The 12,197-nt window shown below is 69.1% G+C and carries 8 protein-coding genes; all 8 read left to right on the top strand.

Features of this window, described 5'->3' with window-relative positions; translation table 11 throughout:
• Positions 1 to 79 precede the first annotated feature (79 nt).
• The 8 genes from NK718_RS06890 to NK718_RS06855 all read left to right on the top strand — a co-directional run bounded on the left by NK718_RS06890 (position 80) and on the right by NK718_RS06855 (position 12,154).
• Positions 80 to 1,882, top strand: a complete 1,803-nt coding sequence (locus NK718_RS06890) for an SLC13 family permease (RefSeq protein WP_254739963.1) — start codon at positions 80 to 82, stop codon at positions 1,880 to 1,882.
• Between the two features lie 38 nt (positions 1,883 to 1,920).
• Entirely contained in the window at positions 1,921 to 3,084 is a 1,164-nt protein-coding gene (locus NK718_RS06885; RefSeq protein ID WP_254739961.1) for an alpha/beta hydrolase, read from the top strand.
• Positions 3,085 to 3,301: 217 nt separating this feature from the next.
• Positions 3,302 to 4,684, top strand: coding sequence for a M20/M25/M40 family metallo-hydrolase (locus tag NK718_RS06880; RefSeq protein WP_254739959.1), 1,383 nt, complete (start codon positions 3,302 to 3,304; stop codon positions 4,682 to 4,684).
• Positions 4,685 to 4,694: 10 nt separating this feature from the next.
• A complete protein-coding gene (locus NK718_RS06875) occupies positions 4,695 to 5,276 on the top strand; it encodes an HdeD family acid-resistance protein (RefSeq protein WP_254739957.1) in 582 nt (193 codons plus the stop codon).
• Entirely contained in the window at positions 5,273 to 6,352 is a 1,080-nt protein-coding gene (locus NK718_RS06870; RefSeq protein ID WP_254739955.1) for an efflux RND transporter periplasmic adaptor subunit, read from the top strand. Before NK718_RS06875 ends, NK718_RS06870 begins: the two co-directional genes overlap by 4 nt.
• A complete protein-coding gene (locus NK718_RS06865) occupies positions 6,349 to 9,447 on the top strand; it encodes an efflux RND transporter permease subunit (RefSeq protein ID WP_254739953.1) in 3,099 nt (1,032 codons plus the stop codon). Before NK718_RS06870 ends, NK718_RS06865 begins: the two co-directional genes overlap by 4 nt.
• On the top strand, positions 9,444 to 10,607 hold the full coding sequence (locus tag NK718_RS06860; protein ID WP_254739951.1) for an efflux RND transporter periplasmic adaptor subunit: 1,164 nt from the start codon (positions 9,444 to 9,446) through the stop codon (positions 10,605 to 10,607). Before NK718_RS06865 ends, NK718_RS06860 begins: the two co-directional genes overlap by 4 nt.
• Complete coding sequence (locus tag NK718_RS06855) at positions 10,604 to 12,154, top strand: AbgT family transporter (protein WP_254739949.1); 1,551 nt, start codon at positions 10,604 to 10,606, stop codon at positions 12,152 to 12,154. The genes NK718_RS06860 and NK718_RS06855 overlap by 4 nt, the downstream gene beginning before the upstream one ends.
• Positions 12,155 to 12,197 lie beyond the last annotated feature (43 nt).

The raw sequence follows: 12,197 nt of genomic DNA, 5'->3' as shown, positions 1-12,197 counted from the left end.
CTGCTTCCCGGATCGGGCCGCACCTTCCGCCGAGGCAGCGTTCGCCCACCGTGTCATCGGGGGAAGAAAGAGCGTCTCCGTGAGCCCCATCGCTTTGACCGGCCTGATTGTCGCCGCCGCCGTGGTCCTGTTCGTCTGGAACGGGCTTCCCGTCGTCATCGTCGCGATGGGCGTCGCCGTGGCGCTGTGGGCGACGGGAGTGCTGCCGCTCAGCGACGCAATGGCGGGCCTCGGCGATCCGGCGGTCGTGTTCATCGCCTCCCTGTTCATCGTCTCCGCGGGGCTCGAGCGAACCGGGGTCACCACCTGGGCAGGGCAGCAATTGATCCGCCAGGCAGGGGAAGACAGCCGAACGCGGCTGATCGTCCTCACCGGTCTTCTCGTCGCGCTGCTGACGGCGCTGATCAGCGTCAACGGCGCGGTCGCCGCTTTGCTTCCCGTGGTCGTCGTCATGGCGGTCCGGCTGCGCCGCCCCACCTCGCAGCTGCTGATGCCGCTCGTCTTCTCGGCGCATGCCGGTTCTCTCCTGGCGCTTACGGGCACGCCGGTGAACGTGCTCGTGAGCAACGCATCGGTGGAGGCGGGCTATGCCCGCTTCGGCTTCTTCGAGTTCGCGATCGTGGGCGTCCCTCTTCTCCTGGGCACGCTGGCGATCATCGTCCTGTTCGGCGCAAAGCTTCTGCCGAAGCGTAACGGCCCGTCCATGCCGGCCGACTTCAGCCAGCATGCGCGCACGCTGGTGGAGCAGTATGGGCTGACATCCGACATCTTCAGGCTGCGCGTTCGGGCCTCGTCTCCCATCGTCGGGGCAGACCCGGCCAGCAACCCGCTTGGCGGGCGGCCGGGTGTTCAGGTGATCGGGGTGCTGGACGCCGAGGCGGCCCCGCTCAAGCGAGCCGCCATCGGAGAGGGCGACATTCTCCTCGTCCGCGGCGAGCCCGACGCGGCCGCCGCGTGCGCGGCCGAGCTTCATCTCGCGTTTCGCGAGGACGACGACCAGCCCGCCGACATGCTCTTCAACCGGCAGTCGGGGCTGGCAGAGGTCATGGTACCGCCGCGCTCCGCTCTCATCGGACAGACCGTGTTCGAAGGCATGATCACGGAGAGCGGCGACCTGATGATCATCGCCGTTCAGAGACAGGCCCAGGTGCTGCGCGAGGCGACGACCCTGCAGGCGGGCGACACGCTCCTGCTTCAGGGCACGTGGAAGGCTCTCGACGTTCGCCTGAGCGATCCCGACGTGCTCGTCGTCAACTCGCCGGACGTCGTGCGGCGCCAGGCCGTGCCGCTCGGCGCAGGGGCGAAGCAGGCGATCGCCATCCTGCTCGGAATGGTCCTCCTGCTGGCGACGGGCCTCGTTCCCCCCGCCGTCGCCGGCCTCCTGGCCGCCGCCGCGCTGATCCTGTCCGGCGTCATCAATGTCGAGCAATCGTACCGGGCCATCGACTGGACGACCGTCATCCTCGTGGGCGCCATGATGCCGCTGTCGACCGCGATGGAGCAGACCGGCGCCGCGCGCATGCTGGCCGACGCGCTGGTTGCGACGATCGGCCAGGCCGGGCCGCTGGCTCTGCTCGCGGGCCTGTTCCTGCTTACGGCCGTCATGGGACAGTTGATCAGCAACACCGCCACCGCGCTGATCGTCATCCCGATCGGCATCGCCGCGGCGGAGAGCCTTGGCGTCTCGCCGCGCCCGGTGCTGATGAGCATCGCCGTCGCGGCGGCCGGCGCGTTCCTCACGCCCATCGCGACGCCCACCAACCTGATGGTGATGGGGCCTGGGGGATACGCCTTCAACGACTACTGGAAGCTGGGGCTGCCGCTCCTCATCTGGTTCTTCATCGTCTCGGTGTTCCTCGTCCCGCTGGTGTGGCGGTTCTGACGCGTCGGGACGTGCCCCCGAAAAGCGGAGGCGACGTGATGTCACCGGCGCGCTGGGGCGAAGCTCGGCAGACGCGACTGGCGCGGCTGGCCGGGCTCGCGCTCGCGGTTTCGTGCCAGGTGGGGTGCGCATCCCCGCCGCCGGGCATGCTCGTCCCCAACGATCAGGCCGGCGTCGCGGCGCGGGTCGACATCCTGGCGGCGACGACGCGGGCCCCCGCCGAAGAACCCGGCATGCTGTTCTCCGGGGAGCGCGGCCAGGGGCTCTCCTACACCAACGTCGTGGTGGCCGTTCCGCCCGAGCGCGAGCCGGGGTCGCTGCCCGTTCCGACTTCGCCTCCCGGAAATCCAGAGCGGGAATTCACCGTGGCGACGGTTGCTCCCCTCGACGAGAAGGGCGTGGGCCGCTGGTTCGAAAGCCACGCGGGGCGGCCTCGGCGCGTCTTCGTCTTCGTGCATGGCTACAATACGCGCTTCGACCGCGCCGTTTTTCGCTTCGCGCAACTCGCCCACGACGCGGACGCCGACGCGGCGCCGGTGCTCTTTTCATGGCCATCGCGCGGCCGCCTGCTGGACTATCGGAGGGATGCGGACAACGCGTCCTATTCGCGCTCGGATCTCGCCAAGCTCCTCGCGATCGCCGCCGCGTCGCCGAAGGTCGGCGAGATCACGATCCTCGCGCACTCGCTGGGCAGCTGGGTCGCCGTGGAGGCCGTCCGTCAGCTCGCCTTGTCGGGCCGGAAGGACATCGCCAAAATCAACAACCTCATCCTGGCCTCGCCGGACCTCGACGTGGGCGTCTTCCGCCGCCAGGTGGAGGACATGGGGCCGCGTCGGCCGCACGTGACCCTCTTCGTCGCGCAGAACGACCGCGCTCTCTGGCTGTCCGGCGTCCTGTCGCGAGGCAAGACCCGGTTGGGCGCCATCGATCCCTCGCAGGACGAGTACCGCGAGCAGCTGGCGGGTCTTGGCGGCATCACGGTTCTCGACTTGACCGCGCTGCGCTCCAACGACCGCATCAACCACGATCTGTTCGCGCAAAGCCCGGCCATGGTCCGCCTCGTCGGCGACCGGCTCATCAAGGGGCAGGTGGTCACCGACGAGGACGTGGACGGAGCCTGGGCGGCCGAGGCGCTCGGCTCCGCGACGGGGATGGTCGTGTCCGCGCCGCTTCTCGTCCTGCGGGCCGTCGCGCCCGACTGACACCGCGCCGGGGCGTCCCGCTCGGACATTCCCCAGATTGGGATTCATGGCCCAGTGCTGGGACGCTCCGCTAATCACCCGGTTGCGAGCCGCTGATACCACTTTCGGTAAGCTTTGGGACGAGCCGCCACGCCTGAGCACAGGCGGGCGTGCGGGGGGCGTCGCGCGAAGACCTGCCTCGGACCCCGGCGGCCGAAATCCATCTCGCGGAGGCGTCATGTCGGACATCAATCCCGTCCTCGCGTACGTGGACACGCACATCGACGAGGCGCTCGGTCGGCTTCTCGACCTCCTGCGGATCAAGTCGATCTCGACCGATCCGGCTTTCGCCAAGGATTGCGCGGCGTGCGCGGAGTGGCACGCGCGGGACCTGCAGTCCATCGGCTTCGAGGCCTCCGCCCGCAAGACGCCAGGCCACCCGATCGTTGTGGGGCACGACCGCAGCGCACCGGGCTACTCGGTTCTGTTTTACGGGCACTACGACGTTCAACCCGTCGACCCGCTCGAACTGTGGACCCACGATCCCTTCGAGCCTGTGGTGGAGACCCGTTCCGACGGCACGAAAATCATCCGCGGACGCGGCGCATCCGACGACAAGGGCCAGCTGATGACCTTCGTCGAAGCGTGCCGCGCCTTCAAGGCGGTGCACGGCAAGCTGCCGATCCCGGTGTCCGTGCTGCTCGAGGGCGAGGAGGAGTCGGGCGGTGCGAGCCTGCCGATGTTTCTCGCCGCCAACGCCGCGGAGCTCAAGGCCGATATCGGGCTCATCTGCGACACGAGCATGTGGGACCCGCGCACGCCGGCGATCACCACGATGCTCAGGGGTCTGTGCGGCGAGGAGGTCTTCATCACCGGGCCGGACCGCGACCTGCACTCCGGCTTCTACGGCTCCGCCGCGGCGAACCCCAACCATGTGCTCGCGCGCATCCTGGCGGATCTGCGCGATGCCGACGGCCGTATTGCGATCCCCGGCTTCTACGACGGTGTGCCCGAGCTGCCGCCGGTTCTGCGCCGCCAGTGGGAGGCGCTCAATTTCGATGCCTCCGCCTTCCTCGGCGCCGTCGGGTTGTCGATCCCCGCCGGCGAGAAGGGGCGCAGCGCTCTCGAGATGGTGTGGTCGCGCCCGACCTGCGAGATCAACGGCATGGGAGGCGGTTACCAGGGCGAGGGCTTCAAGACGGTCATTCCGTCCAAGGCCTCGGCGAAGATCTCGTTCCGGCTCGTGTTCGACCAGGATCCCCACGTCGTCCGCAAGGCGTTCCGCGCCTTCGTGAAGGAGCGGGTCCCGGCCGACTGCACGGTCGAGTTCAAGGAGCACGGCTCGGGCAAGGCCATCCGGTTCGACATCGGCGCGCCGGCCTTCGAGAAGACGCGCCGGGCGCTCACGGAGGAATGGGGAGCCGAGGCGGCCTATGTCGGCGGCGGCGGGTCCATCCCGGTCAACCATGAGCTGAAGTCGGCGCTGGGGATGGACGTGATCCTCGCCGGCTTCGCGCTCGAGGACGACAGGATCCACAGCCCGAACGAGAAATACGACCTGCGCAGCTTCCACAAAGGCATCCGCTCCTGGGTGCGGGTCCTCGACGCGCTCTCCCGGTGAGACGCGGCGCATGACCGCGGCCAGGCCTCAGTTCCTCGACGACGAGAGCCCGACGGCGACCCGCGGCCGGGGCATCCGGTTCCTCGTGGCCGGGGCCGTGCTGATCGCGCTTGGGGCCGCCGCGTTCGCGCTGGCGGACGCCGCGACCGTCGCGACCGGCTGGGTTCTCGGATCGGTCGTGGCGGCCGGAGGCGTCGCCGTCGTGGTGCAGGCGCTCAGGGACAAGGGCCAGCGGGGCTTTTCCTGGCAGTTGCTGTTCGGCTCGGTCGAAATCGTGGGCGGCCTGCTGATCATCATGAACCCGATTAAGGGCGCGGCCGCGATCACGCTGCTTGTGGTGATCGTCCTGATTGCGCAGGCGGTCACTCAGGCGGGGTTGGCCGTCAGCATCCGTCCGGCGCGGGGATGGTGGTGGCCGATCGTCGCGAGCCTTCTCACGCTGCTCTGCGCCGCCGGCCTGCTGCTGAGATTTCCTTACGCCTTGGCCGACACGCCCGGCGAAGTGGCGGGGATCGCCATGGTCGTTGCGGGGCTCGGCTTTCTGCTCATGGGCGGCGGTTGGCTCGGATTGGAAACGGAGAGCGCGCAGTGACCGCTCTCGGCTGGCTCCGGGCTGTTGCCGTCCTTCCGCTGATGGCGGCGTGCGAGCAGCGGCAGGAGGCGAAGGCTCCTCCGTCGCCGCGTCCCGTCCGGACCGTGACGGTCGGCCCGCCGTCTGCGGCGCAGGCCGACATCTTTCCGGGAACGATCGAGGCGAAAGACGCAGTCGACCTCGGCTTCCGCATCGGCGGCCGGCTCGCCGAGCGCCTCGTCGACGTGGGCTCACGGGTGAAGACCGGGCAGGTGCTCGCCCGCCTCGACGCGGAGATCGAGCAGAACGAGTTGCGCGCGGCCGGCGCGCGGCTCGCGGCAGCCGAGAGCGCCGAGCGGCAGGCGACCGAACAGTTCGGCCGAACGTCCCAGCTGACGGCGCGGGGCATCGTCTCGCAAGCCGAATTCGAAGCCGCGGAGCAGGCCATGAAGGGCGCGCGCTCCCAGCGTGAGGTGGCCGCGGCCCGTCTTCGGATCGCCGAGAACGTCGTCGGCTTCACCGTGCTCAAGGCCGACGCCGACGGCGTGGTCACGTCGGTCGGCGCCGAGCCGGGAGAGGTCGTCGCGGCCGGACGCCCCGTGCTGCGGCTGGCCCGGCGGGACGGCCGCGATGCCGTCATCGATGTTCCAGGCCCGGCGCTCGACGCCGTGACGCCGGACAGCCTCGTCACGGTGCGGCTCCCCGCCGGCGCGTCCGCGCCCGTGCGAGGGCGGGTGCGGGAGATCTCGCCGGAGGCGGACCCCGTCACCCGCCTGTTTCGTGTCCGGATCGGGCTCGCCGATCCTCCCGAGGACATGCGCATGGGAACGCCGGTCCAGGTGTCGATCACACCTGCGGAGGCCATCGGCGTCAGCCTGCCGCCAAGCGCGCTTGTCCGCGAGGGGTCGGCCGTCGCGGTCCTGGTGCTCGACGTGCCGACGCAGACCGTGAGGCGCAGGCCGGTGGAGCTCGGCGCTTCGGGGCCCGGCTCCATTGTCGTCGCGCGTGGGCTGTCGGCGGGTGACGTGGTGGTGACGGCCGGCGCCTCGACGCTCGGCGACGGCCAGGCCGTGCGCTTCGCGGGAGGCCCGCGATGAGCCGATTCAATCTCTCCGACCTGGCGATCCGCAACCGGTCCTTCGTGATCTACCTGATGCTGGTCGCCGTCGCGGCCGGTGTGCTCGCTTTCTGGCGTCTGGGGCGCAGCGAAGACCCGAGCTTCGTCATCAAGTCCATGGTCGTGTCCGCCGCCTGGCCGGGATCGACGACGCAGGACATGCTGTCTCAGGTGACCGAGCGGCTGGAGCGCGCGCTTCAGGAGACGCCGGAGATCGACTTCGTCCGCAGCTACACCACGCGCGGCACGACGACCATTTTCGTCAACCTGAAGCAATCCGTGCCGGGCCGCGACGTGCAGGGCATCTGGCAGCAGGCTCGCAACCTGGTCAACGACATGCGCCACAGGCTGCCGGCGGGGGTCGTGGGGCCGTTCTTCAACGACCGCTTCGGCGACACGTTCGGCATCATCTACGGTTTCACCAGCGATGGCTTTAGCCGCCGGGAGTTGCGCGACACGGTCGAGGCGATCCGCTCCCGGCTGCTCTCCGTGCCCGATGTTTCGAAGGTCGAGATCATCGGCGCGCAGGACGAGCGCATCTTCATCGAGTTCTCCGTGCGCGAACTCGCCCGCCTCGGCATCGACAGGCAGGCTGTCGTCGCCGCGCTGCAGAACCAGAACGCGGTGATCCCGGCCGGTGCGATCCAGACCGCGGACGAACGGATCGCCATCCGCGTCTCGGGCGCATTCGGCGCCGAGGACGACGTGCGGAACATGAACCTGGCGGTCGGAGACCGGATGGTCCGGCTTGCCGACATCGCCATCGTCCAGCGGGGCTTCGTCGATCCGCCCCAGCCGATGTTCCGCGTCAATGGGCGCGAGGCGATCGGGCTCGCCGTCGCCATGCGCGACGGCGGAGACATTCTTGCGCTGGGCGAGGCGATCAAGACGACGATGGCGGCAATCACGGCCGATCTGCCGCACGGCATCGAGCCCGTGCTCGTGGCCGACCAGGCCGTCACCGTGCGCCACGCCATCGCGGATTTCATGACCTCGCTTTGGCAATCGGTGGCGATCATCCTGGCCGTCAGCTTCATCGCGCTCGGTGTACGCGCCGGACTCGTCGTCGCGCTCGCCATTCCGCTCACGCTGGCCATCGTCTTCGCCCTGATGGACGTGGCGCATATCGACATGCAGCGCGTGTCGCTCGGCGCGCTGATCATCGCGCTGGCGCTTCTCGTCGACGACGCGATGACCACGACGGACGCGACCCTGTCGCGTCTGCAACTCGGCGAGCCGAAGGAGAAGGCCGCGACCTACGCCTTCAGCCAGTATGCGATGCCGATGCTCGCGGGGACGCTCGTCACCATCGCCGGCTTCATTCCCATCGGCTTCGCGGCCAGTTCCGCCGGCGAATATACCTTCTCCCTGTTCGCGGTCGTGTGCATGGCGCTGCTGGTGTCGTGGTTCGTCGCCGTCGTGTTCGCGCCCGTGCTCGGGGTCGCGCTCCTCAAGGCGCCCCGTTCGGGAGCGGAAGCGGGCGAGGGGGCGGTCATTCGGTCGTTCCGAAGGCTGCTCAAGCGCGCCATCAGGGCCCGGTGGGTCACGATAGCCGCGACGCTCGGCGCCTTTGTCCTCGCCATTTTGGCGCTGCCTCTGGTGCCCCGGCAGTTCTTCCCCGCCTCGGACCGGACGGAGTTGCTGGTCGATCTGCGGCTGCCCCAGGGCGCGTCGCTGCGCGCCAGCAGCGAGACGTCGGCGCGCTTCGACGCGCTGCTGGCGAGCGATCCCGACATCGCCCGCTGGAGCACCTATGTCGGGCGCGGCGCGATCCGCTTCTACCTGCCGCTCAATGCGCAGTTGCCCAACGAGTTCTTCAGCCAGGTCGTGATCGTCGCGAAGGACGTGGAGGCGCGCGATCGCCTGCACAAGCGGCTCGAGGCACGGCTTGCCGCCGACTACCCCGGCCTCGTCACCCGTGTCTATCCGTTGGAACTCGGACCGCCGGTCGGATGGCCGCTGCAATATCGCGTCTCAGGCAGCGATACCGCCGAAGTGCGCGATATCGCGCGACGGGTCGCGCAGGCCATTGCGGCGAGCCCTAAGGTGAAGCAGGTCGGCTTCGACTGGATCGAACCGTCCCGCGAGGTTCGCCTGGTGGTGAACCAGGACGAAGTCCGCAGGCTCGGACTGAGCAGCCGCGCGCTTGCGGACGCGATTGCGGCGGTGCTGTCGGGCATGCCTGTCACGCAGGTCCGCGACGACATCTACCTCGTCGACGTCGTCCTGCGCGCCCAGGACGCGGACAGGCTGACGCTCGACACGCTCCGCTCGCTCCAGGTGATGACGCCGGCGGGACGGTCGGTCCCTCTCTCCCAGATCGTGGGGATCGAATACGCGCAGGACACCCCGCTCGTCTGGCGGCGGGATCGGGTGATGACGCTGACGGTCGAGGCGGATGTCCTGGCCGGGGTGCTGCCCGAGTCCGCGGTCGCCGAGATCGCGCCCGGGATCGACGAGATCCGCGCGCGACTGCCGGAGGGCTATCGGATCGACGCCGGCGGAACCGTCGAGGAGAGCGCCCGGTCGCAGGCCTCCGTCGTCGCGGTGGTGCCTGTGATGCTCCTGATCATGTTCACGGTGCTGATGGCGGAGCTGCGGAGTTTCCAGCGCTTCTTCGTGGTCCTCAGCATCGCGCCGCTGGGCCTGATCGGCGTGGTGGGCGCGCTGCTGGCGTCCGGCAAGCCGCTCGGGTTCGTCGCCCTGCTCGGGGTCCTCGCCCTGATCGGGATCATCACGAAAAACGCGGTGATCCTGATCGGCCAGATCGAAGCCGAACGGTCGGCCGGCAAGACTGTTCTCGAAGCCGCCCTCGACGCCAGCACGGTGCGCTTCCGCCCGATTATGCTGACGGCCGTCTCGACCATCCTGGGCATGATCCCGATCGCACCCACGGTGTTCTGGGGACCGATGGCCTTCGCCATCATGGGCGGCCTGCTCGTCGCGACGCTGCTGACGCTCGTGTTCCTGCCGACGCTCTACGTCACCGTCTTCTCGACCGGCACGCGGTCCGAGACGAGCCCACCGGACCTTGGCGAACACCTACCGTCCAGAAGCCGGGAGGCTGTCTCGTGAGCGCGACCCGTTCCCCGCGCGCTGGCGGCGGCCTCGTTGCGGCGCTGGCCTGCCTGGTGCTGTTGTCAGCCTGCTCGCGGGACGAGACGGCGGCGCCGGCCGCGGCGCGGCCGGTGCAGGTGGTCACCATCACCCCATCGACATTCCGCGAGGCTCTTGTCCTGAGCGGCGACATCCAGGCTCGCACCGATGTCGATCTCGCCTTCCGCATTGACGGCCGCGTCGTCGAGCGGCCGGTCGCCGTCGGCGACCGCGTGAGCCCGGGTCAACTCGTCGCCCGTCTCGATTCCGCCAACGAGGAGAAAGCGATGAAGGCCGCCAAGGCGGCCGTCGTGGCCGCGCGGGCGGACGTGACGACGACCAGAAGCGCGTTCGAGCGTCAACAGGCCCTCATGAGCGAGGGCTTCACCACGCGGCCGCTCTACGAGCGGGCGCTGCGGGCGAAGGAGGCGGCGCAGGCCCATCTCGACGAGGCCGAAGCGCAACTCGACGCCGCCGCAGACCGGCTGCGCTTCACCGAGTTGAGGGCGGACTCGGGCGGAGTGGTCACCGCGCGAGGGGTCGAGATCGGCGAGGTCGTGCGGCCCGGCCGAATGGTCGTGCGGATCGCGCGCGACGATGGGCGCGACGCCGTCTTCGACGCACCGCCGCAGGCGCTCCGAAGCGGAGGAGGGGACTCCGTGATCCGCCTCTCGCTCGCCGCCGATCCGGGCGTCTCGGCGAAGGGGAGGGTGAGGGAGATCGCCCCGGAAGCCGACCCGGTGACGCGAACCTTCCGCGTTCGCGTCGGCATTGAGGACCCGCCCGAGCCGATGCGCCTGGGGGCGACCGTCAAGGGGGCGTTCGACGTGATGTCGTCGGTCGTGGTCGCCATCCCGCCCGCGGCCCTCACCGCGTCCAGGGCCGGGCCGGCCGTGTGGGTGGTCGATCCGGCCACGTCGACCGTGTCCCTACGTCCCGTCGATGTGCAGCACTTCGACACCCACGGAGTGATCGTGTCACAGGGGCTCGATCCCGGCGACGTGGTCGTCGCCGCCGGCGCGCAGGCCCTCCACCCGGGCCAGCAGGTCAGGGCGATCGGAATGACGAAGGCAGCGTCTGCCGAGCCTGCCCCCAGACAAACATTGGCCCGCGAGGCCGGAAGGGAGCCGAACGGATGAGCACCGTGACCGGAGCGGAACCGGCCCGCAAGACGGGGATGCAGAGGCTGCTCGACACCGTCGAGCGCGTCGGGAACATGGTTCCCCATCCCGTCGTGATCTTCCTGATCCTGATCGCCGTCGTCATCGTGCTGTCGGCCGTGCTTTCGGCCTTCGGCACGCAGGTGACGCTGGAGACGCTCAACCCCGACACCCACAAGGTGGACCGCACGACGACGGAGATCCGCAGTCTCCTGAACGCGGACGGAATCCGCTTCCTCTACACGTCCCTCATTCCGAACTTCATGAGCTTCACGGCCGTGGGCCTGATGATCGGCGCGATGGTCGGCGCGGGGGTGGCCGAGGAATCGGGGATGGTGAAGGCCCTCATCCGCAAGCTCGTCATCGTATCCCCGGCGGGGGCCCTGACCTACATCCTGTCCTTCGTGGGCATCGTGTCCAGCATCGCTGCCGATGCCGGCTACCTTGTTCTGATCCCGCTCGCGGGCGTCGCCTACATCACGGTAGGCCGCCACCCGCTGGCCGGCCTCGCCCTGGGCTTCGCCGCGGTGGCCGGGGCGTTCACCGTGAACATGCTGATCAAGCCGCTCGACGCCGTGCTCGTCGAGTTCACGAACGACGCCGGCCGGCTCGTCAATCCCGCCACGAATATCGGCCTGGCGTCCAACCTGTGGTTCTCCTGCGCCTCCGTGCTCTTTCTCACCGTAGTGATCGCCGTGATCACCGACCGGGTGATCTCGCCACGGCTGGGGACGTATGTGCCGCCGGACGGCGCGGCGCCCGCTTCGGGCGCGGAGCTCTCGGCGGAGGAAGCGCGCGGCTTGCGCTACGCGCTCTACGGCCTCATCGGCGTCGCCGTCGTTTTCGGGCTGCTGACCATTCCGTCCGGCGCGCCCTTGCGCAATCCCGTCACCGGCGAGTTGATCGGCAATTCGCCGTTCATGAACGGGCTGATCGGCGTGATCATGATCACGTTCCTCGCCACCGGCTGGGCCTACGGGATCGGCGCGGGGACCCTGAAGTCGCTCTCCGATGTGATCCGGGCGATGGAGAAGGCGGTGACCGGGCTCGGCAACACCATCTTCCTGCTCTTCGTGCTGAGCCAGTTCGTCGCCTATTTCACCTATACGAACATCGGCACGATCATGGCGCTGAAGCTCTCCGACGTGCTCCAGTCCGCGAATATCGGCGCGCTCCCGCTGCTGCTCGGCTTCATCGTCGTGGTCGCCCTCATCGATCTGCTGCTGACGGGCGCGCTGGCGAAATGGGCCATTTTCGCCCCCGTGTTCGTGCCGCTGCTCATGAAGCTCGGCGTCGAGCCCGAGGCGGTGCTGGCCGCCTACCGCGTGGGCGACTCGCCGATGAACGCCATCACGCCGCTCAACGCCTACTTCGCCGTCGTCGTGGGCTTCGCCCAGAAATACGACAAGTCCGCCGGCGTGGGCACGCTCGTCGCGCTGATGCTTCCCTACGTGATCTCGATGTTCGTGCTCTGGACCGTGCTCTTCGCGGTCTGGAAGATTCTCGGCCTTCCGTGGGGCCTGTGATCGCGAGTTGCGCGGACCGCTTTCCTCTTCCTCGAAGCACCAA

This window comes from Alsobacter ponti, assembly GCF_024294805.1.
Taxonomy (GTDB): Bacteria; Pseudomonadota; Alphaproteobacteria; order Rhizobiales; family Beijerinckiaceae; genus Alsobacter; species Alsobacter ponti.
The sequence above is the reverse complement of the archived record's forward strand: the minus strand, read 5'-3'. Positions and strand labels throughout refer to the sequence as shown.